The 26077-nt window shown below is 59.8% G+C and carries 18 protein-coding genes; 7 read left to right on the plus strand and 11 right to left on the minus strand.

Annotated elements, in window-relative coordinates:
- Positions 1-36 precede the first annotated feature (36 nt).
- Both A6A03_RS06035 and A6A03_RS06040 read right to left on the minus strand, forming a co-directional pair.
- Positions 37-1710, minus strand: a complete 1674-nt coding sequence (locus A6A03_RS06035; protein ID WP_066784891.1) for an ABC1 kinase family protein — start codon at positions 1708-1710, stop codon at positions 37-39.
- Positions 1711-1887: 177 nt separating this feature from the next.
- Complete coding sequence (locus A6A03_RS06040) at positions 1888-2280, minus strand: diacylglycerol kinase family protein (RefSeq protein ID WP_066784894.1); 393 nt, start codon at positions 2278-2280, stop codon at positions 1888-1890.
- Positions 2281-2493: 213 nt separating this feature from the next.
- On the opposite strand from A6A03_RS06040, the gene A6A03_RS06045 reads away from it, so the two are divergent.
- Entirely contained in the window at positions 2494-3135 is a 642-nt protein-coding gene (locus tag A6A03_RS06045; protein WP_066784897.1) for a histidine phosphatase family protein, read from the plus strand.
- 824 nt (positions 3136-3959) lie between these two features.
- On the opposite strand, the gene A6A03_RS06050 is transcribed toward A6A03_RS06045, so the two are convergent.
- Positions 3960-5414: a glycosyltransferase family 39 protein gene (locus A6A03_RS06050; protein ID WP_066784900.1), complete on the minus strand. Its 1455-nt coding sequence runs from the start codon at positions 5412-5414 to the stop codon at positions 3960-3962.
- A gap of 212 nt (positions 5415-5626) precedes the next feature.
- On the opposite strand from A6A03_RS06050, the gene A6A03_RS06055 reads away from it, so the two are divergent.
- The 3 genes from A6A03_RS06055 (at position 5627) to A6A03_RS06065 (ending at position 10065) form a co-directional block, all read left to right on the plus strand.
- Complete coding sequence (locus A6A03_RS06055) at positions 5627-6703, plus strand: EfeM/EfeO family lipoprotein (protein ID WP_066784902.1); 1077 nt, start codon at positions 5627-5629, stop codon at positions 6701-6703.
- A gap of 73 nt (positions 6704-6776) precedes the next feature.
- Complete coding sequence (locus A6A03_RS06060; protein ID WP_066784905.1) at positions 6777-9110, plus strand: FTR1 family protein; 2334 nt, start codon at positions 6777-6779, stop codon at positions 9108-9110.
- Between the two features lie 31 nt (positions 9111-9141).
- Positions 9142-10065 carry a nitroreductase family protein gene (locus A6A03_RS06065; protein WP_066784907.1) on the plus strand — a complete coding sequence of 308 codons (924 nt, stop codon included), beginning with the start codon at positions 9142-9144 and terminating at the stop codon, positions 10063-10065.
- 83 nt (positions 10066-10148) lie between these two features.
- On the opposite strand, the gene A6A03_RS06070 is transcribed toward A6A03_RS06065, so the two are convergent.
- The 6 genes from A6A03_RS06070 to A6A03_RS06095 all read right to left on the minus strand — a co-directional run bounded on the left by A6A03_RS06070 (position 10149) and on the right by A6A03_RS06095 (position 19042).
- On the minus strand, positions 10149-12452 hold the full coding sequence (locus A6A03_RS06070; protein ID WP_066784909.1) for a sialidase family protein: 2304 nt from the start codon (positions 12450-12452) through the stop codon (positions 10149-10151).
- A 71-nt stretch (positions 12453-12523) separates the two neighbouring features.
- Entirely contained in the window at positions 12524-13294 is a 771-nt protein-coding gene (locus tag A6A03_RS06075) for a LamG domain-containing protein (protein WP_066784916.1), read from the minus strand.
- A 201-nt stretch (positions 13295-13495) separates the two neighbouring features.
- Positions 13496-15838, minus strand: coding sequence for an Ig-like domain repeat protein (locus tag A6A03_RS06080; RefSeq protein ID WP_066784919.1), 2343 nt, complete (start codon positions 15836-15838; stop codon positions 13496-13498).
- A 22-nt stretch (positions 15839-15860) separates the two neighbouring features.
- Positions 15861-16631, minus strand: coding sequence for a LamG domain-containing protein (locus tag A6A03_RS06085; protein ID WP_066784922.1), 771 nt, complete (start codon positions 16629-16631; stop codon positions 15861-15863).
- A 52-nt stretch (positions 16632-16683) separates the two neighbouring features.
- On the minus strand, positions 16684-17946 hold the full coding sequence (locus A6A03_RS06090; protein WP_066784925.1) for a glycosyltransferase family 4 protein: 1263 nt from the start codon (positions 17944-17946) through the stop codon (positions 16684-16686).
- A gap of 247 nt (positions 17947-18193) precedes the next feature.
- Entirely contained in the window at positions 18194-19042 is an 849-nt protein-coding gene (locus A6A03_RS06095) for a class I SAM-dependent methyltransferase (protein ID WP_066784928.1), read from the minus strand.
- A gap of 397 nt (positions 19043-19439) precedes the next feature.
- Here A6A03_RS06095 and hemN point away from each other — a divergent pair, with 397 nt between their 5' ends.
- The 3 genes from hemN (at position 19440) to A6A03_RS06110 (ending at position 23591) form a co-directional block, all read left to right on the plus strand.
- The gene (gene hemN / locus A6A03_RS06100; RefSeq protein WP_066784931.1) at positions 19440-20813 is read left to right on the plus strand and encodes an oxygen-independent coproporphyrinogen III oxidase; all 1374 of its coding nucleotides are present in this window, start codon (positions 19440-19442) and stop codon (positions 20811-20813) included.
- Positions 20814-20825: 12 nt separating this feature from the next.
- A complete protein-coding gene (gene hemG, locus A6A03_RS06105; RefSeq protein WP_066784934.1) occupies positions 20826-22250 on the plus strand; it encodes a protoporphyrinogen oxidase in 1425 nt (474 codons plus the stop codon).
- Between the two features lie 411 nt (positions 22251-22661).
- Positions 22662-23591 (plus strand): ADP-ribosylglycohydrolase family protein, encoded by a 930-nt coding sequence (locus A6A03_RS06110; RefSeq protein WP_066784937.1) that lies wholly within the window; start codon positions 22662-22664, stop codon positions 23589-23591.
- Positions 23592-23618: 27 nt separating this feature from the next.
- Here the strand turns inward: A6A03_RS06110 and A6A03_RS06115 are convergent, their stop codons facing one another.
- Positions 23619-24791, minus strand: a complete 1173-nt coding sequence (locus A6A03_RS06115) for an MGDG synthase family glycosyltransferase (RefSeq protein WP_066784940.1) — start codon at positions 24789-24791, stop codon at positions 23619-23621.
- A complete protein-coding gene (locus A6A03_RS06120; RefSeq protein ID WP_066784943.1) occupies positions 24784-25923 on the minus strand; it encodes an MGDG synthase family glycosyltransferase in 1140 nt (379 codons plus the stop codon). The genes A6A03_RS06115 and A6A03_RS06120 overlap by 8 nt, the downstream gene beginning before the upstream one ends.
- Between the last annotated feature and the right edge of the window lie 154 nt (positions 25924-26077).

Raw genomic sequence — 26077 nt, forward strand, 5'->3', positions numbered from 1 at the left:
AGCGTGCTGCGCCTAGGGGCGCAGCACGCTGCGCCCCTACTCCCGCCGCAACAACGCCAACGTCAACATGATCCCGCCGGTGACCACCCCACCCACGCCGAAGAACAACAACGTCCACGGCAACCAGCCGTACCATTCAAAGGCCCGCATCGCCACCACCAGCACCGCCACGCCGAGAATAAACGCCGACACGACCAGCGCCAGCGCCACGCGGTTTGCCGCGCCGATCAGCGCACCAGCTACCCGCCGCAACTCCACTTCACGGGTTTGCAGATGCAACTCGCCTTCGTTGAGGCGTTGCAGGCTCTGGCTAATCTGTTCGGGAATCTCAAACGCCAGCTCACCCAACTCACGCCCGCCGGCCAACGCTTGCGCCCCCAACGCCGTTGGCGTAATCTGTTCACGCAAGGCGCGCTGGATGTACGGACGCGCTGCGGCAAAGACATCAAGCGTGGGATCGAGCTGCATCCCCAGCCCTTCCATCATCACGATCGTCTTGAGCAGGGTAGCCAGCGGGCCGGGAATAATCAGCCGGTGCCGGCGTAACAAGGCCGTTAAGCCATCAAAGGTCTCGCGGGCCGAAATTTGGCCCAACGGGCGATCGACGAACCCATCAACGAACCGTTCGAGATCGCGGCGCAACGCCGCCGTCGCTGCCCGGCGCGGAATCACGCCGAGCCGTTCGAGCGCGCGCAGTAAGCTTTGGCTGTCGTGGTTGATCAGCGCCCCCATCATCAAGAGCAACCCTTGCATCGTGGCGTGATCGAGCATGCCGACCTGACCAAAATCGACCACACCCAACACCTCGCCATCAATGACGAAGAAATTGCCCGGATGCGGATCGCTATGGAAAAAGCCATGCCCGAAAATCTCTTCGAGCGTAATCTCGACGCTCACGCGGGCCAGCCGGGGCAAATCAACTTCAGCCGCGCGCAACGCCGCCATATCGTTCAGCTTGATGCCAGTTATCCGCTCGATAGTGAGGACGCGAGTATCGGTATATTCCCAGTAGACGCGCGGGATGTAGATGTGCGGATTATCGCAAAACATCTGGCGAAAGCGATCGGCGTTGCGCCCCTCGCGCACATAATCAAGTTCGGCGCGGAGCGTGGCGCTAAACTCCCAAACAATCTCGCTCAGGTTATATTGGGCAGCCAAGGCCAGCCGCTCTTGGGCCAGCGCCGCGAGATCGGCTAAAATCGCCAGATCGGTTTGAATGCGATTGGCGATATCGGGCCGCTGCACCTTCACCACTACCGGCGTGCCATCGGGCAAAACCGCTGCATGCACTTGCCCCAACGACGCCGCCGCGAACGGCTCGCGCTCGAAGGAAGCGAACAAGCGGTCGATCGGCTGGCCAAACGTGGTTTCGATCAGCGCCACCGCTTGCGCGCCGGGGAATGGCGGCACCGTATCTTGCAGCTTGCTCAGTTCGGCTACCATATCGGCTGGCAGCAAGTCAGGGCGCGTGCTGAGCGCTTGACCCAATTTGACAAAGGCCGGGCCTAGCTCAACCAACGCCTCGCGCAACCGCTCGGCGCTGCCCAACGGCGGCGGGGCCGGCGCGCGCAGAATGGCGCGGCGCGGCAAGGAGAGCAACGCAGTGAGACCGAGCTGATCGACCAAATAGCCAAAACCGTGATGCACCAACACCTGTGTAATTTCACGGTAACGGCCAAGATGACGGGCCTGCCGGACAAGTGGCCACATAGATGACACCAGTAGCGGCGGCCCGTTGGGCCGTCGCGCTCGAACGACGGCTCGGCAACGCCGTCGCACTCCTCGCGATACGTCTGCTCAGCGGGCTAGCGCGCTGCCCAGACCAAGCACGTGCAACGAACAAGCCCAGTATACCCTAGTTTCAGCAGCTTGCAGCAATGAAACTGATTATGTCAAAATCACCCAAAGCAGCCACAACCGTGGGCCAAAGATGAGCAGACCCACCACAATGGCGGTCAATGCGCAGAGCAAGACCGCGCCGGCAGCGACATCTTTGGCGATGCGGGCCAGCGGATGGCGCTCGCTGGTCGCTAAATCAACCGTCGCTTCAATCGCGGTATTGAAGCCTTCAGCGGCGAGCACCATCCCGATGGTCAAGGCCAGCGCAACCCACTCCCACCGCGCAATCCGCAAGACCACCCCCAACGCAATCGCGATAGCGCCGATGAGCAGATGAATCTGAAAATTGCGTTGGGAGCGCAACAGATGGCCAATCCCGGCAAAGGCGTAGCGAAACGCGATCAGAAAACGGCGAGTGCTGCGATCAATTGGCGCCGCCATTGCGATCATTCCTCTCTACGATACGCACAGCTTCACGCCGCGAATGATACCACCTCGGCTATAATGGCGCTGCACGGCTAACCTGAGAGGCTTGGAGACGAAGTTTGTAACGTGTTGCCACCGCCAAACCCTACGCTGACGAAGGGCCTGCGTGGTACAACAACCGGCAACGTCGTTGACCAGCTCGCGATCTACATTGAGGGTAGGGCAACTATGCGACTCATTATTGTGCGCCACGGCGAGAGTGAATGGAACCGGATCAACCGGTATCAAGGCCAGCAAGACGCCCCGCTGTCGGAATTAGGCCGGATGCAGGCTGCCGCGCTCGGCGAGCGGCTGCGCCACGAGAAGATTGATCTTGTCTATAGCAGCCGGCTGCAACGCGCCGCCCACACTGCGCAGGCGATCGTCGCCCATCACCCCGGCCTTGAGGTGATTTACGACGATGCCTTGCTCGAAATCAACCACGGTGATTGGGAAGGCCGGTATTTACACGAAATTATGGAGCTGTACGCCGACGGGTTGCGCGAGTGGCGGCAACATCCGACCCGCTCGCAAATGCCGGGGGGCGAAAGTTTCTCGAACGTGCTTAAGCGGGTGCTCGATTTTCGCGAGCGCATCTATGCCGAACACGCCGGCAAGACGGTGTTGATCAGCACGCATGATGTGATTGTGAAGATACTGGTGGCTGACGCGCTCGGCATGAACATGGATCGGATCAACCGGATTTGGGTGACGAATGCCAGCATCAGCGTGATCGAGTATGGCGATGATCTGCCCTACCTCGTCAGTCTGAGCGAGGCGTGCCACCTCGGCCAATTGGCTACGACCCGCGAACAACAGCACGCCTTGTAGGGCACCATCCTCTTGCCATCACCGCCGTGAGATGCGCCCAAAGGCGGACAGAACCTCTGACCAGAACCCGGCCCTTGCGGGCCGGGTTCGCCTGACGAAGCCCGCTGCGCGGGTTGGATAGCCACGAAAAGACACAAAAGGCACAAACATGATCAAGATTGTTGGCATCGTTTGGGTGTCTTTGTGGCTATGCTGCGCGGGCTGATGCCCCCACCCCGTGCCCCTCCCCCGCTGGGGGAGGGGTGATGGGGAGCGCAGCCCGGGGCTTGACGGCATCGCACAGCGATCAATGGTTGTATTTACACAAATGTTCTGTCCGCTTCTCGACTGGCGCGGGAGAGGGGAGCCTATGCAGTCCGTGCCGGCGTCCCGCGGAAGCGGGAGATTGCTTCGGGCGCTGCGCGTCCGCGCAATGACATGCGTGTACGCATCTTGACCGCCGGGTGCGAACGGTGTGCGTAGGCAAACATACCATTGCTGGCTGCCAGTCCTTTGCTGGCATCCCCTCACCCCCAGCCCCGCTCCCGCTGGCGTTTAAGGGCGGACAGAACGCAATACGCACAGAGGTGGTTGATGGCGTTGAGATGCGGCGTTTCGCCCCCACCCCTTGCCCCTCCCCCGCTGGGGGAGGGGTGATGGGGAGCGCAGCCCGGGGCTTGACGGCATCGCACAGCGATCAATGGTTGTATTTACACAAATGTTCTGTCCGCTTCTCGACTGGCGCGGGAGAGGGACGTGCAGAGCTAGGCTGTGAGGCATCGCAAAGCGATCTGTTCTGTCCGTCCCTCAAGGGTGCGCCGTGGGGCATGCGCCACGGCGCTCATTCAACAATTGGTTGTCAACCGGCAGCGGTTAAACAGAATATCGTGCAACCGGCCCAGCACCTGCAACGGCACTTGCAGTTGGTAGTAGAGCATGCCATCCCAAATCAAACCTTTGCGCAACTCTGGCCTGACAAACGTCCACTGCGCGATCAGGCCAACGTTCCAGAGCACAAAGAGGGTTGCGCCGGCCAGTAACGGCTTCCAGCCCAGCCGCGGCTGCAACCATGCCAGCAACGCGGCAAGGCCAAGCACAAAGATGGGGGTACACTCGATCAAGCGCCGGAACCCGAACGAACCGCTCAGGTGCCACGTGGTGCCAAAGGCGCCGTTGATATAGACCTGCCCAAGGAAGCCAACGAGTAACAGCAATGCCAGCGGGCCATCGCGCCGGAAGAGCCAGATCAAGCCGGTCAGCGCCACTACGAGAATGGGGCTCCACAGAAACGCGCCGTGGGCCGGATCAAGCAAGGTATCGAAGAAGCGCGGGCTCACCAGTACCGGCAGCGGGCCGAGATTCACCACCGCCAACTTGCCCCCCACCGTGGTTGATGGCCCGATCCGCCCATTGAGCACCCAATAGGCGGCCAGTTGCGGCGTCAGCGCCAATAGAAACACGCCGAGAAACACGGCGTGACCCGCGATCAACTCGCGCACTGCGGCCCATTGCCGGCGACGCAGCGCCCCAATATAGGCCGCCAGCGCCTCGAACGCCGGAATGAGGAGCAGCAAACCCAACTGCTCACGGGTCATGACCATCAAGCCGGCCACCACCCCCAACGCCAGCCAGACACTCCAATGCCGGCGGCCATCGCTGTGGCTGAGATTCCCTGCCCGCCCGCGCAACCAGATGGTCAAAAACAACGCGAACAGAAAAAAACCATTCGCGTGCGACCATGCCATCGCCAGATAGGTATAGAACACCAACGGCGTCGCCAGAAAGACGGTCAATGTCGCCAGCAAGGCCGGAATTTGACCGGCGTAGATGCGGGCCAGCCGGTAGGTCAAGAGCAGGCCGAGCAAGCTATAGAGGGCCGACATCATACACACGGCCACAATGTAAGGCCGGCTGAAGCCATCGCGGGGAATAGCCGCGCCAAACGCATTGGCCGCCTGCACCCACAGATCGGCCAGAACAAAACCGGGAGCCCACAGTAAGGCCGAGCCGACCGGGGCCACGTTACGCAGCTTGCCGGTGATCGGGTTCGGATTAGCGGCATCAGGCCGCAGCAGGGCATTGAAGATCGCCGGATCGTTATTGCGCAGCCCAATCGCGGCAAAGTGCTGGTATTCGTTGTAGAAATCGAGATCGTGATCGAAGTACAGCGAGCGCAGGTAAGCGTAATACTGCACCTCATCGCTCAATGCAATCCGCGGCAGGCTGATCGGCAACAGAGCGGCAAAGAGCAACACAATCACCAATGGCCCAAACTCGCGGCTGGCCAAGAACGCACGCATACGTCTCCTCAGGATCAAACCGCTTCATCCCCATCGCTCACACTGCTCGGATGGCGAATGGGAGCTTAGGGTACGGCAGCTACTCATTTTTGGTGTTTTTGGTTGACAAACCTTTTTTATTAGGATATGCTAACAGCGAAGCTTCGCCAAGCACTGTGCTGGCCTGAACAGACCATCGTCACCTGCATCACTGCTCTCTTGCCGGAGGAACTATGACACGCCTGCTACGTCTCGGTTTACTAGCGACATGGATGGCGCTACTCCTCAGCGCATGCAGCTCGACCGCAACACCGGCCCCGACAGCTATGCCTGCTACTCATCTAGATGGCATCAAAGAGTACCTGCTAGACCAAACCAGCGCCTTAGTTGCGGCCACCGCGCAACTGCAGACGGCAACCAGCCGTTACTACCAACTGGCTGAAACAACCGCCTTCGATTATACCGCTCTCTGGCAAAACCGCCGCGATGAAGCGATGGCTGCGATTGTTGCCGCGCGTGAAGCATGGATTGCAGCCAGCCCCATCTACGAAAAGATGGAAGGGATCGTGGCCGGCACCCCATCGCTTGCCCAATTCGATGTTGATCTCGATGCTGGCGCAGCCGGCAATGAAGACCCTGACAACGCCGTGTCATTCGATTTGGCGCTGGCTGATGGCCGCACCCTGCCCAAGCCGGGCAACCTGTTTGGCGTTACTGAAAGCGCATTATGGGGAACCGAACCCGCCTTCACTGCACCGGTAGCGGCTGATTGGAACGGCAATGGCACGTTGGAGTTCGGCGAGGCGCTTCCCGATGCGTATGTCTTGCAAGCCGGCGTTGATCTCCTTGCGCAAAAGGCTCGTGAACTTGACACGGCTGCTCGCGCATGGACACCGACCGAATCCGATGCGTTCACAGCGCTAGTGGTGATGGTGCCGACGATGAGCGAATATTTCGCTTCGTGGCGCGATTCGCGCTTTGTGTTGGGCGAAACGTCAACCCAGCGCGATTTCAATGTCATCTCGCGTCTGGCCGACATCCAAGATATTCTCGATGGACTTGAGATTGTGTATGCGCAGGTCCGTCCGCAGGTCGCGACGATCGATCCGGCCCAAGCCGAGCAGATTGCAACCGGCTTGCGTGATCTGAAAACCTTTGTCGCCGGCATTTACGCGCAAGAGCGCAGCGGTCGCCGCTTTACGCCTGAAGAGGCGGATATGCTGGGGGCAGAAGCGCAAAACCGGGCCACTGCCATCACCGGCCAGCTTAGCCAAATGGCCGGCGCGCTGGGTATACCGTTGGCTGAATAACTATTGGCTGAAACGCCGGTTGCATTGCGCCGGCGCTCACGATCGCGTACTAGCACGTACTGAGAGTTGAGGTATGCTGCACAACAACTTCTGCCGGCGTAGCATTCTCTGGCTACTGATGATGGTGCTAGGGATGAGCCTGCGCCCTAGCAACGCACAGGCACAAGCACCCGCCCCCAGCCAACTGGCCGAACATATTCGCGCGACGCTGATACAAATGCAATTGCAGGCTGCTGATCGGACAATGGTGCAAGGCCAAGTAGCCGATTTGCGCCGTGAATACTCGGTGTTGGCCGCCACGATTGCCCGCTATGCCCCTGACGCCGATGCTGCGGTACAGAGCGGATTTGACAACCTTGAACAAGCGTTGGCCGCCACTGATCTGCCGCACTTTGCCGCGGCCCGGGCCCAAATCTGGACGGCGATCCTCAACGGCAGTTACACGGTCGTCACCGGCGCGCTGCAAGCTGGTGACGCACTCACGGCGCAACAGTGGCTGCCGGTGCGTGAATTTCGCCATGCTAATCGCTTTACCCGCCCCAATGCCGACGCCACCAAAGCGGTGCGCGCGGTAGGGGCCGGCGATATATCGCCAGCGGTTGCGCTCGCCGCTGTGCAGTCCGACCTGCTCGACACCTATCAGGCCCGGCTCCACGAAGCATTGAACGCCCTCGCTGCCGCCGATCAGCAAGGCTTCGCCGTCCGGCGCGCCGAGACGGCAGCGCTCGCGGCAGGATACTTTGCCATTCTGGCACCGGCCTATGCTGAACAACGCGGTACCGCAGCGGCGACGCATGCGCAAGCGATCTTTACGGCATTAACCCAAGCTGCGCTCGATGGCGCGCCCATCAGCGCACTGTTCGATCAAGCGCAAGCCGTGCTAAACGGCTTCCGCGCCGCGCCGCTGAGCCCTGCCGAGCAAGTGCGGCGCAGCGGCCAGATGCTACGGTTTTTGCAACTCGTCCCGATCGAGTATGAGCGCGGGGTACGGAATGGGCAAGTGACGATCGATCTCGAGATTCGCGAGGCGATCACCTTCCATAGCGGCGCGCTAGCCGCCTTTACCGATCTGCGCGATCTGCTCGAACAGCGCGATCCCACCCTCACTGCGACCGTCGCCGCACGCTTTACCGAACTAGACACCATGTTAGCCAATGCCGGCAATCGCAGCGCCGTCGCCGATCCAACCGTCATCCGAACTGCCGCCGAGACGCTGCTGGCTGATCTCAACCAGCTCTTGCCGCCGGAATGGCAAAAACCAGACAGCGGCGCTGATTTTGACGTGATTCGTTCGACGCTTGATCAGATGGAGCAGGCGGCGCGGGCCGGCGAGTACGCGCTGGCCGAGTCGGCCCGGCTGGAGGCGTATGCGATCATGGAGATCGGCCCCGAAGCGAAGCTGATCGCATTTGCGCCCCAATACAAGCCCATCATTGAAGGATACTTCTGGTATGGCCAAAACGATCACAAAGGGCTAGCATATTTGATCGAACGGCGCGCGCCGCCGGCCGAAATCGCCGCCACCCGCGCCGCGCTTGATCAGGCATTGGTCGAGGCAGAGCAAGCCTTAGCCGGTAGCAATGCGCCGCTGGCAATCACCACCAACGCCGCCGTGATCGTCTTCCGCGAAGGGTTAGAAGCAGTGCTCATTTTGGCATCGCTGATGGGCAGCCTGAAAACGGCCACCCAACGCCGCTTCCGCCGCCCGCTCTGGATTGGCGCCGGATTGGCGCTGCTGGCGACCATGATCACGTGGCTGCTGGCCCAAGGCGCCTTAATGGCGATGGCTCGTTTTGGCGAGAAACTCGAAGCGATTGTCTCGCTCATCGCGATTGCGGTGCTCTTGCTGATCACCAACTGGTTCTTCCATGATGTCTACTGGAAGGACTGGATGGCCTCGTTCCACCAGCAAAAGAAGCAGATTCTCGGCGGCCAAGCCGGCCAGTGGCTAGGGCTCATCACCCTCGGCTTCGCCAGCATCTATCGCGAAGGCTTCGAGACCGTGCTCTTCTTGCAAGCGCTGACGCTTGAGGGCAACGCTACGGTCGTTTTGCTCGGTGTCGGGCTTGGCTTGGCCTTTACCCTGTTGGTTGGGCTCGCCGTCTTTGTGATGCAGGCGAAATTGCCGCACAAGAAGATGCTGATTGTCACCGGCATTCTGATCGGAGCGGTGCTGTTGCAGATGGTTGGCCACACCGTCAATATCTTGCAAGTGATCGGATGGTTGCCGCTCCATCCGATTCGCTGGTTGGAATTACCGTACTGGGCCGGTTTCTGGTTTGGCTTGTATCCCACATGGGAAGGGATTGGCCTCCAAGCTGCCGCTGCAATCTTTGTGATTGGCAGCTACTATCTAGCTGAATACATGCAGCAGCGCGAACGACAACGCTACGCTTTGGCTGGCTAAGAGCCAAGCATCTAACCCTACGAGGAGTGCAATGACTGCTACGTATGATCCAATTGCGCCGATTGCCCTTGCCGCTATCGAACACATGAATAGCGACCATGCCGATGCCGTGCTAGCCTATGCACGCGGACTGGCCGGAATAGCATGGGCTGAAATGGCGCTCGTGACCCGGCTCGAAGCAAGCGGTATCGAGTTACGCGTAACTGGGAACGGCCAAACAACCACGGTGCGCATTCCCTTCGAGCCACCGCTTACCCATGCGGATCAATTGCGGCCCACGCTGGTACAATTGGCCCAGCGCGCACGCCAACAACTTTCTTCAGTTACATTCATTGCGTCGCCAGCCCCCCAACGCGACGCTAACAGCGCGCAGCAACTCCTGAACATGATCGCGACGCGCCGGAGCTTTGCGCTCAATGATATAGCGCCCGACCCGATCGATCTCGCCAACGTGGCCCTGATGCTCGAAGCCGCCAATTGGGCGCCCAGCCATGGTCAAACTGAACCATGGCGCTTCGCCGTATATAGCGGCGAGGCCCGCCAGACATTGAGCGACGCCTTTGGCGCCGCCTACCGCTTGCTTAACCCCGACCAACCAGCCGGCAGCCCCGGCGAAGCATCCCAACGCAACCGGGTCTGGCAAGCTCCGGTCTGGATTGCGATCGGCATGCGCCCAAACCCCAAGCGACCAGAATGGGAAGAGCTGATTGCTACCGGCTGCGCCGTGCAAAACCTGCATCTTATGGCTTCGGCGCTTGGCTTAGCCGGTAAGTGGACGAGCGGCGCCTGCGCGATTCATCCCCATGTGGCTGAAATCGTAGGCTTTGCGCCGGACACGCGCCTGTTGGGGTTCTTTTACACTGGCCAACCGGCCTCAGGTGACTGGCCGCGCGGCCAGCGCCGCTCACTTGACGGCAAAGTCGTGTGGCACGGTGGGCGCCCCTTGCCAAACTAGCCCAGCCTAACGGCCCGATCGTGGTTCACCGCCAGATCGATGCACTCGATCTGGCGGTGAGCTAGTCGCTGCCACCAATCAATTTACCGGCTTACCACCGGAACAAACACCTGCGGCAACGTTACCTGATCAAGCGAGATGGTTGCCACCGGCAAGGCTGTTGCGCTCGGATTGCCGGCGCCATCAAGCGCGCGCGCATACACATAATATGTGCCCGCAGTCAATTGCGCCTCCGGCAAGCCGCTAGCCAGACTCCAGACAATGGTAAAGCTATTGCCATCACCCGGCGCTTCGACCGGTACCCACACCAGCGTGGGATCAGCGGCAGGATTGGCGACCGGAGTCCGGCTATTGGCCAGCCACACCCCCCAGAACCCGCGACCGGGGTAGAAGTTATCAGTGACGTTGAGGCTGGTGAATTGCAGATTGACGATGATGCTAGGGGCGCCATCAATGGCTTGCACTTGCAGCGTGCCGCTATTGAGCGTTGGCGCTGTCACATCATAGGTAAGGGTGCGTTCAAGCATCATCGGGTTGCCAAGCGCATCACGCATCCGGAGGATCACCGGCATTGGTCCTTCGGCCACCGTGCCGGGATAGGGCAAGACATTCGCGAAGCGATTGCCACTGATTGCCAAATTGCTCACACTCGTTAGCGTGGCCGTACTTGGCGCGAGAGCAAAGTTCTGCAAACCGCTGCAATCGCCGAGACTGCGCAGCTCGACGAATACCGCTGGCACGCGCGTATAATCCGGGTGGCCATCGCTGGCGCCGCCTTCACCGATCAGATCGGCTAGCGTCACCGCCGTGAAAGGCGAGGTTCTAAGTCGCGAGAAGGGGTTCGCCACCACAGCACTCCCCAGCACACCAACATCGATCACCACTTTATCTGAACGCGGCTGATCGGTCAGGTTATTCGCCGAACGGCGCAACTGGGTAAACAACTCCCGTTCGACACAGCCGGCATCGGTGCGCAACGCCGCCGGGATCGGCACAGTCAGCACACTGGCGGGGCCGGTCGGATTAAATGGCTGCCAGCCGCCCGAATCATTCTCGGCATCGGTCGGCGGCGCGCCCCAGCGCCAGCGCACCTGATCGGGCAGATTAGAGGTGGATAGGTCGGGGAAGGTGACATTTACTGAGACTCGGCTTTCGCCGCCAACTACAGCCACATCATTTTCGATAATGGGACGCGATCCGAAACTTTCACCCGGCGCGCGGAAGAGGGCATAGCGTGGGCGCGGTACCGTGCCTTGGAAGAACTCGTGTGCGACATGCATGTAGGCCCGCGTGCCAACCCGCGCGTCACCCCATGCGTTAAACACCGGCGCCACCGTTGGCGTGCCCACCACCGGCAGAAAGCCTTGGCCAACCGGACGCACCGCGTAAAACAACTGATTCACACTTCGGCTTGATCCTTGTCTAATCCACGTGATATGCAAATTACCGCGCTGATCATAATCAATGGACACGCGGCCATCACCCTTGCCGTTAATCAACTGGATGGTTGACCACGGACCGCCGAAATCGCTTACCAATTTTTCCGCGAAAAAGATACCATCATCAGCGCCGCGGAAGGCAACGGCAATGCGAGTATTCGGCGCTGGATCAGGGCTAAACGAAACACTCGCATCCGCGAATACAGCGGACGCACTGCCATTCACATCCACCGGTGGATTGAACGATGAGCCATTCCAGAGAGCGACCATCACGTGCAATGGGCGGGGTGTATCACGGGTAAAGGTGATCGCCAACTCGCCATTAGGGCCGGCAGCAAGCGCAGTTTGCGACTTATACGCCTCTACTGCGGTAATCGTGCCAACCGGTGACCATGTGGCGCCGCGATCATTGGAAAAAGCGAAGCGGATATTCTTGTCGTCACGCCACGCCGCCACTACCTGCCCATTCGTCCGCACGGCAAGGGCCGGCTCGACCGCGAAGATATGGCCGTTCATGATTTCAAACGTGGCCGGATTCCAAACTCCATTTGGCTCACGGCGGCGAATTTTGATCGTCTTCGCCCCCTGATCGATCCACAACACATATACTTCACCAGTGGGCGCAGTCGCAACTGCGGTTTGATACCAGTCTTGGGCAAAGCCGCCAATCACCGTGCCTAGCACAAGCGGGGCAGGAAACGCTGGCGCTTCTTCGCCTTTTATCCACAGATTGGCATTCCCATTATCGGGGATGCCATCAACTGCACTCACATAGACACCATTGGCATCGACGGCCAACTGGGGATATTTGGTATTGCTAGCAGGCAACATTGTTTCCGTAATGAACGCAGCACCCTCTTGGGCTTGCAAGATGAGCGGGCCTGTTCCAGCCAGCACCGTGGCGATAGCAAGAACAAAGGCCGCCACCAATGAAGCTATTCGCACCATAAGTCTCTCCTCATGTGTTCAGTGACTCGAGAACGAAGCGTAGAAGTGCTAGGTATAACAACGACGAGTTCCTACGGCGCGACAATCACATCATCGAACATTATGCCGCCCAAGGCGCGGGTGTAGACACCAACCCGGCCGGCTGGCAGGGGTTGGGCATCGCTTGCCTGCAACAACACCTTGCCGTTCAGGCGCGCCGTCAACTCGCCGCCACGCACTTCCAGCTCAATCACGTGCCACTGGCGGGGCGCAAACCCCGGCCCCGCTACCGTGGCTAACGGCGTCACGACGCCATCAACCACCTTTTCCAGCGCATACTTCGGCGTCGCTTCATACTCATTCTTAAGCAACCGCAGCCGGTAGTAGCTCGCCTCGTACCCGACCTCGCCCTGATAGCGCGCCACCAATCCGGCGATACCGTTAAACTCATCGTAAAAGCTCGCGCGCACCACACCATCGGCAAATGCAACCGGCGCCAACGCTGCTACCTGAGTCAACGCGCTGTTGCGGATTTCGCTGGCGAAATCTTGGCGTAGCCGCCCGTTCTCAATCACCCAATTGGCGCGGTCTTCGGGCAGAATGAAATCGAGTTCGACCATCTGCCAATCGCGCAGGCTGTCAGCCGAGGCAAAATCGGCCACAAAGCGCGGCCCGGCGGCCAAGCCGGCGGGCACGGTCGGATTGGGGCCAATCGTCGGCGCTGGCGGTTCGGGCGGGTATTGCAAGATCGGCCCGCCCTCTTCGGCTTGGCCGGGACGGAGCGAAAGCCAGATTCCGCCCACGATTGCGACAAGGATCATAGCAAGCGATAGGCGAAGAAGAGGTGATTGATGATGTTGCATTGGAGAAGCTCCTTGTCGATGTCGATCCATGTTAGTCGAATTGTACAACGCTACCGGCACCATGGTGTACTGATAGCATACGACAAAAATTGGCCAAAAATGGTAACATTTTTTGCAAAATTTTGGGAACGAAGCGAAAAAAAGAAGGACTGCTACTAGTAATACTAGTAGCAGTCCGGTTAGCTAGACGGGGGAACAGCGTCAGCGACTCACCAACGGCACATAGGTTCGCGCTGGAGTTAGCGTACTCGTGGCCGTCGTTTCCAGCACCGTATCAAACGAGCTGATATTCCCGGCCCGATCGATCAGCAGTGCATAGATATAGAACGTTTGCGGGGCAGAGCTCGTTGTCGCCATTGTCACCCCGGGAGCGTTGGCCATACTCCACGACGACACCGTAAACTGGCCACTGCTCACATTGGTTGGGGCGACAATCCAACGCAGCGACGACAACCCGGCCGTACTTGTCACCGGCATGGGGCTCACGGCGAGCATCAGACCGTGAATACCATTCGCTTCGGTAATCGTGGCTGATGAGAGATCGAATGTCAGGTCTTGCAAGATATCACCCAACGGCGAGCCGGTCGCAGTAATCACTTCACTGCCGCTGAGGGCGATCTGCGGCGGTGTACGATCAAGCCGGATGGTCTTGGTAACGGTCTGCGAGTTGCCGAGTTTGTCGTACACTTTCACCACCACGTTGTAATTGCCATCAGGCGACGGTGGCGAGAAGGTGATGCCGGGCAAGGGGATAATCGCGGTGAGGTCGCCTTCGACATCGAGATCGCTATTGACAGCTAACGAAGCTGTGTTATTCGCTACCCGCACTCGCGAAATACCGGTGCAATCACCACCGTCAGCCACCCACAACCTGACTTGGGTTGCCGGTGTACTGCCGTGATCGAGGTCACGCACAATGTAATTACTGGCATACCAGCTTGAAGTGTTGTACAGCAAGGGGTTGGTTACGTCTACTTCTGCTACGACGTTGGTATCGATAATGACATTCACCGTACGCGCAGATATCTCAACAACACTGTCGCTATTCCGGCGCAACTGGGTATACAGGGTGCGCGGCGAGCAGTCGTTGACGTTAAGATACGCTGGCGGGATCGGCACGGTCAATTCTGTGGCCGCCGTGGCATCTGGCGCTAACAGCACCCACGGATCAGCGTCGCTTGGCGGTTCACCCCACCGCCAGCGCACACTAATGTTTTGCGGGGTTGTGCCGAGACCGGGGAAGGTTACTTTAACCGAGGTGCGGCCATCACCGCCAACCCGTGCGGCGCCGCCCTCGATCACCGGCGCCGAGCCAAACGGCGAGCCGGGAGCTTGGAACAGCGCGTAGCGCAGCGATGGAGTCTCACCAGTGAACTGTTCGTGAGCGACGTGCATATAAAAACCACTGGCCGAGCTACTGACACCCCATGCGTTAAACAACGGCCCTGAGGTGGCCGACTCGATGGGGCCAAGGAAGGGGCCATCAAAGAGGCGCACTGCGTAGCCGAGCCGGTTTTGGCTGCGCCTACCATCAGGCGGCGTGCGAATCCATGACACGTGCAGGTTGCCATACGCATCGGCACTCACCGACACTTGACCATCGCCTTTTTCGCCTAACAAGCGCGAACGCGGCCATGGCTGATTATCAAAGAGATTGCTGATATCTTTTTCAGCGTAGAAGATGCCCTTATCAACATGGCGGTAGCCGACAAAGATACGCCCGTTGTAGATGGTGACGCTGCTGTCAGCATACTGCCCCTCATCACCGAGATTAACATCAACCGGCACACTGAAACCACTGCCCGTCCACAGCGCAACCATAATATGCAGCGGTCGTGGATTATCGCGCGTGAACGTCAATGCTACCTCGCCATTCGAGCCGCTGGCCAATTGCACGACCGACCGGTACACCTTCACGCCAAACGCGCGCGCCACCGGCGCCCATGATGCGCCACCGTTATCCGAATAGGTGTAGTAAATGCTCTCATTGTTTGCCCCGGGCGCTGAGTCATCACGCCATGCGGCAATAATCCGGCCGTTTTGAGATCCGCCATTCACAACTGTTAACGCTGGCCGTATCGGGAAGACCACATTGCGCGTCACCTCGAAGGTTGGCCCCCAATTGCCGGCGGTATCACGCTTGCGGAAACGAACAATCTTGGTTACCTGATCGATCCAAAGCGATAAAACTTCCCCACTGGGTGAGGTCGCTATCGCGCTATTAATATATTCAGGGTTGAGATCGGTACGGGTCGTCGTACCCACGGTAAAAGGGGAGGGAAATACATTCGCGCCTTCGGTCTTAGTCCAAACCCGTGCCTTACCCTCAGAAGCGCCGCTTGATTCGGCAATCGCGGTCAAATGGATCTGATTACCAGCAACGGCTGCTTGAGGTATTTTGATACCGCTACTATTGGGCAGGACGGTCTCTGTAATAAGCCGCGGCAGACTCTGAGCAGTAGCTGGGGATGCCACGGGTAACATCCCGGCCAGCAGCGCCAGTAGTGCCCCCAGCACAAGCGTGGTGCGGAAGAATATCGTCATGGATGCAGTCCTCCTGATGGGCTTAAGGCGCGACAATCACATCATCGAACATTATGCCGCCCAAAGCGCGGGTGTAGACGCCAACCCGGCCGGCTGGCAGGGGTTGGGCATCGCTTGCTTGCAACAACACCTTGCCATTCAGGCGCGCCGTCAACTCACCACCACGCACTTCCAACTCAATCACGTGCCACTGGCGAGGCGCAAAGCCCGGCCCCGCTACCGTGGCTAGCGGCGTCACGACGCCATCAACCACCTTTTCCAGCGCATACTTCGGCGTCGCTTCATACTCGTTCTTGAGCAACCGCAACCGGTAGTAGCTCGCCTCGTACCCGACCTCGCCCTGATAGCGCGCCACCAATCCGGCGATACCGTTAAACTCATCGTAAAAGCTCGCGCGCACCACACCATCGGCAAATGCAACCGGCGCCAACGCTGCTACCTGAGTCAACGCGCTGTTGCGGATTTCGCTGGCGAAATCTTGGCGTAGCCGCCCGTTCTCAATCACCCAATTGGCGCGGTCTTCGGGCAGAATGAAATCGAGTTCGACCATCTGCCAATCGCGCAGGCTGTCAGCCGAGGCAAAATCGGCCACAAAGCGCGGCCCGGCGGCCAAACCGGCGGGCACGGTCGGATTGGGGCCAATCGTCGGTGCCGGCGGTTCGGGCGGGTATTGCAAGATCGGCCCACCCTCTTCGGCTTGGCCGGGACGGAGAGCAAAGACCAACGCCGCTGCTACGGCCAGCGCAACAACGGCTAATGCCAACAAGGGCATCCGATTTGATGTTCGAGCCATTGAAACCTCCTCAGAGACGTGCGAACCACTCTCGCGCAAACCCTCGCCACTGCTACACCATCACTGGTTCAGGCAGCGGCTCACCGCGCAACGCTGCGCGGTACAATGCAGCCAGATCAGCGGCAATCCGGCTGGAGGAAAACTGCTTTGCCAACTCGGCAGCGCGCAGACTATACGACTTCCACACCGTTTGATCGCGTAAGAGCGCCACGATGGCCTCGCCAATCGCCGGGCCGGAACGCGGCTCGACGACCAGACCCGCTTGCGCTGCCGCCACATACGCACTCGCGCCAGTGGTGCGGGTCACGACCGGCGGTGTACCGGCAGCACATGCTTCAATCACCACCCGGCTAAATGACTCGGCAACCGAGGGCACCACCGCCACATCGGCCCCGGCTAGGTAGGTGAAGGCATCGTGATGCGGAACTGCCCCGGTCAGCAACACATCGCCAGCCACACCCAATTCGGCAGCGCGACGGCGCAAAAACGCGCCATAATCACCGAATCGCGGCGTCGAACGGTTGGGGCCAACGATCAACACCTGCGGCGCCATACCGGCGGCGCGCACCGTAGGCAAGGCTTCGACCAGATACGCAATCCCCTTGAACGGATGTAACCGGTTCAAACTCACGATAATCGGTCGCTCAGGATCGAGTTGGTGGCGAACAACGAGCTCGGCCCGGCTGCGCGCGCGCACGCGGGCCAGCGCCTCGCCAGATGGCGGGAAGCTATCTGCGGTAATGTTGTACGGAATTGCGGTTACTTTTGCCGGTGGCGCGCCGCGCTGAATGGCCAACTCGCGAATCTGCGGCGAATCAGCGCGGATCACCAATGCGCGGCGGAAGACGGACGGCAAGATCGCGCGCACAGTGCGAAACCGGGCATAGCCGTAGTCATATTCTGGTTCAGCCATCACATCGGCGCCGGGCAAAGTCACGGCCAACGGCGGCGCGCGCCGGCTGGCCAGCAAGGCGGCAAAACCGAGCGGAAACGCGGTTTCGACGTGGCAGAGGTCGAAGGGAGGCGCAGAAGCAAAGAAGCGGCGTAAGCCAACAATGGCACCGGCCAAGTAAGGATAGGGGAAGATCGGAGCCAAGGCGCGATTGGCCATTCTCAGCGGTAGACCGCCTCCTGAAGGGAGGCGATGCACGACGATCCCATCTTCGACCACACGCGAAGGGCGACGCTGATCAGCGGCTAAGCTCAACACTTCGGCTTCAATACCGAGTGAACGCCAAGCCTCGATCACTTCGGTATGGATTCGGTTGCCCATGGCCGCGCGGTCGTAGCGTGGCAAGAAATATAGGATGCGCATGCAGGATTCCATTTCCGGGCATATTCTATCATGAGAAGAGACGCCGGAGGCAAGTACTTTGTTCCCACTTGCGGGTCACTTTCGTTGAGAAACAGGTTGTTCGGTATTGCCGCCCAAGCCGGTCTCTCACTCCGCCGGCAACCGAAGCTGTATGGTTCCGTCATCAGCGAGAGAAGGGTCAGGAGGGGGAACAGCGCCAAAAACGTTGTCAACCAACGATAATATATGGGGAAACAAGCTATACCCATCACTTTGGCGCGCTCGAACGCGGCTTACGCAGCGTAAACATGACATAGAGCGGGTCGGTGCGATCAAACCGCTCTTCCAACGGATGCACGATCCACGCCAGCAGCAGATCTTTTAAGATAAAAGTTCGCCAAAATCGGGTCAGTTTGGTCTCGTGATAGCGCCAATTGAGGATCGAGCGGCCAAAACCGCGCAACGGACTGATCTGCAACCCAGCCGGCTGCACATAGACCCGTTGGATATCTTCGTCATTGTAGAAGCGGAAGAACGAACCAGACTTCCCTTCTTGGACAAAGGCATTGCGGGCCACGCGCTTGAAGCGACGGATCCCTTCAAAGAAACCGGTGCGCTCGCCGCTGGTATACGGAATCGTAATCACCGCAATCCCATCTGGGGCCAACACCCGGCCAATTTCACGCCCAACCGCTTCATCATCAGGAATGTGTTCAAGGGTTGAGACAGCGGCAATTCGGGCCACCGAATTGGAACGAAACGGCATCGCAGTTGCGCTGGCGACAATCGGGAAGAACCGGCCATCACCGGGACGCGCGGTGGCGGCCCGCTTCGCCTTTTGCCAGCGTACCCGATCGGCGTCAAGTTCGAGTACGACCACATCAAGGCCCTCTTTGGCCAGCATGTGCGGAAAGGAAGAGGTGCCTGAGCCAATATCAACCACCAGATCGCCGCGACGCACATCGAGCGCCTTGGTGGCCCACGGATATTCAATCAATCGCCAGAGACTAAAATCGTTAACGGTGCGGCGTAAGATACGCCAGCCGTTGAGCGCTACTTCATACGCAATACAGCGCAATGCACTCAACCGGATTGGTCGTCGTCGAGAACGGTTCATGCAAATCACCACATCTACTGAAATACCGCCCGGAACGCGGCACATCAGTATAGCATGAGATCGAAGCTGATCAATCAAACTACATTCCTGAAAATCCTTAGATGACTATACGCGATGATTTGGGCAAACAGATCGACGCTCAGAAAAAGTTTCTCATCACAGTTATGCTTTCGCAACGCAAGTCACTGCCCACAAGGGCGTATTCCTCATTCTTATCAGCCAAAACCGCTCTGCCAACATCCTGCCGGCGAATTGCTCAAACAATCAAATGATTGACTATCATGCTACAATCAGATTCGATCATGCGTCTTTGGGCAAGCTCTGGGTTTGGTTTTTGCTTTCTTGTCCACGTAGTTTGCAAACGGAACTACAGAATCAGCCGGCAAGAGGGGTTGTTATGACTGTTGAGATCACCCGCGCAACGATCGACCGCTACAACCGTCCCGGCCCACGCTACACCAGCTACCCGACTGTCCCGCATTGGAACGCCCAATTCACTGCCGATGACTATCTGGCGGCGCTGCGCGACGTGGCAGCCACCGCCGATCCGATCAGCGTGTATGTGCATCTGCCCTTCTGCGCTGAACGGTGCGCGTACTGCGGCTGCAACGCTACCTCGACCAAACGGGCCGACGTGGTTGATCACTATCTCGACCGGCTCGAACGCGAGCTGGCAATGGTGACAGCCGCGCTCGGCACGGGGCGCAAGGTGGTGCAATTGCATTGGGGCGGCGGCACGCCCAATTTCTTGAATGAAGCGCAGTCGCGCCGTTTGATGGGCCTGCTGCGGGCCTCCTTTACTATTGACCCTGAGGCGGAAGTGGCGCTGGAAGTCGATCCGCGCATCGGCAGCCGCGAGCAGGTCTTCCTCTTCCGCGAGCTGGGGTTTAACCGGATCAGTTTCGGGGTGCAAGATATTGCCCACGATGTGCAAGTAGCGATCGGGCGGATTCAGCCGCTCAGCCAGACCGAGACGGTAGTGCTGGCGGCGCGCGATGCCGGCTTTGCCAGCGTGAATATCGATCTGGTCTACGGCCTGCCGTACCAGACGCCGGCCAGCTTTGCGGCGACGTTGCAGGCGATGATTGATCTGCGGCCTGACCGGGTTGCCTGCTTTAGCTACGCGCACCTGCCGCAGGCGCGCCCGAACCAGAAGCGGGTCGATGCGCGCCAGTTGCCGACCGGCTACGACAAGTTCCAGCTCTTCTTGCAAGCGATTGACGCTTTCACCGCTGTAGGGTATGAATGGATCGGGATGGATCACTTTGCGCTGGCCGATGACGAATTGGCGGTCGCGGCGCGCGAGCGGCGGTTGCAGCGCAACTTTATGGGGTATACGGTGTTGCCCGCGCCGCACCAGATCGGCTTCGGGATGAGCGCGATCGGCGATTTGGCCGGGCGCTATGCCCAGAACGATGCCCATCTCGGCAATTACCAGCGTGCAATTGATGCCGGCGAGCTGCCGATCACGCGCGGGATGCGGCTGAGTGACGACGATCTGATGCGGCGGAAGGCGATCATGCATCTGATGTGCAACCTTGAGGTGCCATTCGATCTGGCATTGCCGCCGCACGGACAACCGCTCGGCGAGGCGTTTGCTGCCGAGATCGAACGGATCGCGGCCTACGCCGACGACGGGTTGGTCGAGGTGGAACCGCGCCGCTTGCGCGTCACCGAGCGCGGACGGTTCTTTGTGCGGAATCTGGCGATGGAATTGGATCGCTATCTGCAACAGGCGACGGAACGGCCGATCTTTTCGAGCACGGTATGAGGAGTAGCGCGTATGATGGCAGCATACGACAGTGTCGTGATCGGGGGCGGCATCGGCGGGTTGGCGGCAGCCTATACCCTCTACAAACGGGGGTACCGGGTGCTGGTGATCGAAGCGGCCAACCGGGTTGGCGGCGTGATCCACAGTGTCACCACGCCGGAAGGGTTTACGCTCGATTGCGGGCCAAACACGCTGGGCACGAAAGACGTGCGGTTGTGGCAAGAGCTGATCGACCTTGGCTTGCGCGAGCGGATCACGCCGGCCACGCGCCATGGCAAGCGGCGGTTTATCTTGATCAACGGCAAGCCGGTTGAGATTCCCAGCTCGCCGGTCAGTCTCGTCACCACGCCATTGCTCTCGTGGCAAGGCAAGCTGCGCGTGCTGGCCGAACCGTTTGTCAAGAACGAACCGGCCAGTGCCGACGAGAGCGTGGCCGCCTTCTTCAACCGCCGGATCGGCCCCGAAGCGACAGCGCGCCTGCTCGACCCATTTGTGGCCGGCGTGTATGCCGGCGATCCCAACCAACTATCGATCGCAGCGGTCTTCCCCTCACTGTGGGAAGCGGCCCAACGCGGCGGCAGCATTGTGCGCGGCATGCTCAAGCAACCCAAGCAAAAACCGGCGGTAAGCGAACCAAAGATGCGCAGCCGCACCTTCAGCTTCCGGGCCGGCTTGGCCGAATGGCCGCGTGCGCTGGCTCGCGCGCTTGGCGCGGGCAATGTCTGGACGGGACGAAAAGCGGTTGGCTTGCGCAACCGTGGCGGTTACTGGGAAGTGACGGTGGATGGTGCGGGCGAGATTGAGACAATCACCGCGCGTAGCGTGATCATCGCCACACCAGCCTACGCCGCTGCCGAATTGGTCGAATCACTCGATACCGGCGCCGCCAGCGCATTGCGGCACATTCCGTATGCGCCGGTGGCCGTGGTTCACCTTGGCTTCCGCCGCGACCAGCTCTCGCGCGAGCTGAACGGGTTTGGCGTACTGGCCCCATCGAGCGAACGGCGGCAGTTCCTCGGCATTCTGTGGGCCTCCAGCCTCTTCCCACACGTCGCGCCGGCTGATCGGGCGCTGACAATTACGCTGGCGGGCGGCGCGATCCGGCCCGAATTGGCCGAGCAGAGCGAGGAGGCGCTGATCGAGTCGGCCCTCCGCGACAACCAGCAGGTGCTGGGCATCAGCGGCCAACCGCTGTTGACCCACGTCACGCGCTGGCGCTATGCGATCCCGCAGTACACCTTCGGCCATCGCGAACGGATGGCCGCGATCGAGCGGCTCGAACAGCGCTGGCCAACGTTGCAGTTGACCGGCAGCTACCGCGGCGGCGTCGGCGTGCCCAAGACGTGGGCCACTGGCGTGCAGGCCGGCGAGCGGGTGGCAGCCGCGCTCGACGCGCAAGGCGCAACGACCGCCACCTTCGAGCAGGCACGCGGGTAAAGAGCAAGCGAGGCAGGGGTATGGAGTGCGGCAGTATCACTGCCGCATTCCATCATGACGGCGGCAGTTGCCGCTCGGCGCGCTGGTAAGGGGGCAAGCGGAGCCTTTGGCGTGCGGCAGTATCACTGCCGCATTCCATAGTTGTACCCTGCCGCATTCCATCATGACGGCGGCAGTTGCCGCTCGGCGCGCGAGTAAGGGTGCAAGCGGAGCCTTTGGCGTGCGGCAGTATCACTGCCGCATTCCATAGTTGTACCCTGCCGCATTTCATCTGTTGCAGCGGCAGTTGCACTGCTGCACGCTCTGGTAACAATTCACGCTCAACCAACCACTATCCCTCTCTTCTGCCTCATCAATGCAGTACAATACCAACGTTCACTGCCATAAGAGCCAGCTTATAGGAGAGGGACAATGGACAGATATGACTGCATCGCGGGAGGGTTATACGGCCTCCTGATCGGCGACGCGCTAGGGGTGCCATACGAATTTCACCCACCTAACGAGCTGCCGCCACCCGAACAGATTGACATGCAGCCGCCGGTTAACTTCGCGCGCAGCCACCCCAATGTCCCGCCGGGAACGTGGTCAGACGACGGGGCTTTGGCCTTGGCACTGCTTGACTCATTGCTCACATGTGACCGGCTCGATCTCAATGACGTTGCCCTCAAGTTCAGAGCGTGGTATGAACAGGGCGCGTATACCCCTGACGGCATCGTCTTCGATGCAGGTATTCAAACGGTCAAAGCCATCCAAGCGTTGCAGCGAGGCTTGCCACCGTACCGGTCGGGGCCGGCAGGCGAATACGACAACGGCAACGGTTCGCTCATGCGGGTATTGCCGCTCGCCCTCTGGCACACCGGCGACGATCGGGCGCTGGTGGCCGATGCGCACATGCAATCATTGCCGACCCATGGCCATCTGCGGGCACAAATCTGCTGCGCGTTGTACTGCTTGTGGGCACGCTACGAATTGGTTGGCGACAACGATGCATGGGCAACGGCAACCCACCGGCTGCGCGAGATCTACGGCAACGGGCAAGCACGGATCGAGCTGGAAACGCATATCCGGCCCGACGATCCGGCGCCGGGAGCAGGCAAAGGTTACGTGGTTGACACGCTACGCTCGGCGCGGTGGGCAGTGGAGCAAGGCCACAACTACGAGCAGGTGGTGCGGGCAGCGATTCGGCTCGGATACGACACCGACACCACGGCGTGCGTCGCAGGCGGGATTGCCGGCATCCGCTATGGTCTTAGCGGCATCCCTGAAGGCTGGCGGCGCCAACTGCGCGGGCAGGAATTGGTAGAACCATTATTGGCGCGGTTATGGCAACACCACGGGTAGGGAGAACGCATGCGTTCTCCCTACCCGTTACCCGTGCCGGGTTGGCGTTTTCGGCTGCAAACTCAACTGCTGATGGATGACGCGGGCAATCTGCATAGCGCCATCACGGGGCACAGCATGCTTCAGCCGCTCGACCGTCGCCGTATAGAGGGCCGGGTCTTCGAGATTGCTAATTGCAGCGACAATCCGCTCGTTGGTGGGGCAGAAAAAGCCCAATTCGTAATTCAGCACAAAATCAATGTTACCGTGCTCTTGAATCCCGACCGCCTCGGTCACGATCACCGGCTTGCGCATCACCAGCGCCTCCATCAGCGTACCGGGGCCGGCTTTCGTTACCACCACATCACTCGCGGCCATTAGCTCTTCCATATTGTTGACAAAGCCAAACAGATGGGTATGGGGCAAGCGCGGCCCCCGGCGCAACTCTTCGTAGAGAGCGCGGTTCTTGCCGGTGACGACGAGCAACTGCTTATCAGGCATCTGCTGCTCGAGCGTTTGTACTAGCTCACCGAGCCGGCCCGACCCGACGCCGCCGGCGGTCAGCAAGACGGTGAAGCGATCGGGATCAAACCCCAAAGCGCGGCGCACAGCCAGCGCATCACGGTTCTCGGCGGCAAACTTGGGATGCACCGGAAAGCCGCAACGCTGCAACTGGCTCGGCTTCATGCCGCGCTTGTGCATCAGACGGTACGCCTCATCGGTGGGGGTGAGGGCCAGATCAACGCCGGGATAGCTCCACGCCGCATGCAGCGTCACGAGATCAGTCACGACGGTCACCACCCGAAACGCATTATGCCGGCGCCGCCGGGCCGCGCAGACGAGGCGATGCACCAGCGGATGGGTGACAACCACTAGTCGCGGACGGCGTTCGGCCAGCAGGCGTTCGAGATTCTGGCGGGCAATCAGATAGACCACTCGCGAGAGAAAGCCAACAGTTGAGCGCGAATTGGTCAGTTGGAACGAGAAATTGTACAGTTTCAGCCAGCGAGTCGAAAGCTGGTCATAGAGACCGGGAGCGCTGCGCACGCCGGGCACATTTGTGGCCTGCAACAGATCCTCGATGGCCCACGTAATGCTCCCGCCCGACAACTGTTCGAGCGCCGCGCTAATCGCCACCGCTGCGCTGCGGTGGCCGCCGCCGGTATCAGAAATGGCAAACAGCACATCAATCGGCTGCCGATTCGTAGCGGTCTCAATCATAGCGATGTTGTTCTAGATCAGCGATGACCTTCTCGGCAATCTCAAGCGCAGCGTGTGGCCGGGCCGCCGCCTGCGCGCACTGGCGCATTTCCAGCAACATGGTGGGATGGTTGAGCAGATTGAGCACGGCCCGCGGGGTCGACTCGCACATCCGCAATTGGATGCCGCTGCCGGTGCTGACCACATAATCAGCATTCCATTCCTCGTGACCGGGGATGGGGTCAATAATTACCATAGGCGTTCCCCGCGCCATCACCTCGCTGACAATCAGGCCACCCGCTTTGGTAATCACCAAATCGCTCGCCGTAATCAGATCATCGACGTAATCGATAAAACCAAGCACACGCAGATCGACACTCGGGGTCGAGATAAAATCGCTCAGCGACTCGACCAGCGTGGTATTGCGTCCAGCCACAACCACGAGGGTCGCCTTGAGGTCACTTTGCATCAAGCCGCTCACGATTTGGCGCACGTGATCATCATCAACCCCGCCGCCGAATAAGGTGACAACCGTGCCATCAAGCGGCAAATCACGCCGCATGCGGGCCATCCGGCAATCGTTAGGCTGGGCAAACTGGGGATCGATCGGGATCCCGCTCACCACAATCTGCTGCGGGCTAATGCCGCGCTCGATCAATTGGGCGCGCGTTTGCTCATCACCCACAAAATAGCCATCAATTTCGGTATATGTCCAGAAGGTATGGGCCGCATAATCGGTAATCACGCAATAGATCGGCTCAACGAGGCGCGCGCTGCGTTTATAGCCGACGAGCAGCTCCATCGGCAAGAAGTGGGTGCAGATAATCACTTCTGGTTGAAACGCGCGCAGCACCTCTTTGAGACCATTGGTACCGATGCTCTCAACCAGTTTGCGAATATTGTTGGTAATTTCAGCCAGATTCGGATCAGCGTTGGTCTGGGTATAAAAATACCCCCACACCAGCGGCGCCCGATCGGTCAATTCAAGGTACGAGCGCGCATAGGCGAGACGGAACAGGCGCGAAGTATGATCGAGCACATCCTCAACCCGCACCTCTCCCGGCTGGCGACGGCTAAACGCAGCGGCCAACGCTTCGGCTGCGCGTTTGTGGCCAGTGCCAACCGATGCGTGCAAAATCAAGACTCGCGGCATAACAGTATCTCCGGCGAGGCGCCATCTCGGCGCGCAAGTAGTTGCTCACTTGACGGTATGGTACCATGTTTCGCCGTTATGTGTGGCGAGGCGCCCCACCGTTTGTTGACACCCCCGCCGGGGTGTGGTACGATGCAACCGCCTTTAATACAGC

It is taken from the genome of Chloroflexus islandicus (assembly GCF_001650695.1).
GTDB classification, from domain to species: domain Bacteria; phylum Chloroflexota; class Chloroflexia; order Chloroflexales; family Chloroflexaceae; genus Chloroflexus; species Chloroflexus islandicus.

Coding starts and splice junctions, on each gene's coding strand:
- A6A03_RS06035 (WP_066784891.1), bottom strand. CDS start 1,710: ATGTGGCCACTTGTCCGGCAGGCCCGTCATCTTGGCCGTTACCGTGAA.
- A6A03_RS06040 (WP_066784894.1), bottom strand. CDS start 2,280: ATGGCGGCGCCAATTGATCGCAGCACTCGCCGTTTTCTGATCGCGTTT.
- A6A03_RS06045 (WP_066784897.1), top strand. CDS start 2,494: ATGCGACTCATTATTGTGCGCCACGGCGAGAGTGAATGGAACCGGATC.
- A6A03_RS06050 (WP_066784900.1), bottom strand. CDS start 5,414: ATGCGTGCGTTCTTGGCCAGCCGCGAGTTTGGGCCATTGGTGATTGTG.
- A6A03_RS06055 (WP_066784902.1), top strand. CDS start 5,627: ATGACACGCCTGCTACGTCTCGGTTTACTAGCGACATGGATGGCGCTA.
- A6A03_RS06060 (WP_066784905.1), top strand. CDS start 6,777: ATGCTGCACAACAACTTCTGCCGGCGTAGCATTCTCTGGCTACTGATG.
- A6A03_RS06065 (WP_066784907.1), top strand. CDS start 9,142: ATGACTGCTACGTATGATCCAATTGCGCCGATTGCCCTTGCCGCTATC.
- A6A03_RS06070 (WP_066784909.1), bottom strand. CDS start 12,452: ATGGTGCGAATAGCTTCATTGGTGGCGGCCTTTGTTCTTGCTATCGCC.
- A6A03_RS06075 (WP_066784916.1), bottom strand. CDS start 13,294: ATGCAACATCATCAATCACCTCTTCTTCGCCTATCGCTTGCTATGATC.
- A6A03_RS06080 (WP_066784919.1), bottom strand. CDS start 15,838: ATGACGATATTCTTCCGCACCACGCTTGTGCTGGGGGCACTACTGGCG.
- A6A03_RS06085 (WP_066784922.1), bottom strand. CDS start 16,631: ATGGCTCGAACATCAAATCGGATGCCCTTGTTGGCATTAGCCGTTGTT.
- A6A03_RS06090 (WP_066784925.1), bottom strand. CDS start 17,946: ATGCGCATCCTATATTTCTTGCCACGCTACGACCGCGCGGCCATGGGC.
- A6A03_RS06095 (WP_066784928.1), bottom strand. CDS start 19,042: ATGAACCGTTCTCGACGACGACCAATCCGGTTGAGTGCATTGCGCTGT.
- hemN (WP_066784931.1), top strand. CDS start 19,440: ATGACTGTTGAGATCACCCGCGCAACGATCGACCGCTACAACCGTCCC.
- hemG (WP_066784934.1), top strand. CDS start 20,826: ATGATGGCAGCATACGACAGTGTCGTGATCGGGGGCGGCATCGGCGGG.
- A6A03_RS06110 (WP_066784937.1), top strand. CDS start 22,662: ATGGACAGATATGACTGCATCGCGGGAGGGTTATACGGCCTCCTGATC.
- A6A03_RS06115 (WP_066784940.1), bottom strand. CDS start 24,791: ATGATTGAGACCGCTACGAATCGGCAGCCGATTGATGTGCTGTTTGCC.
- A6A03_RS06120 (WP_066784943.1), bottom strand. CDS start 25,923: ATGCCGCGAGTCTTGATTTTGCACGCATCGGTTGGCACTGGCCACAAA.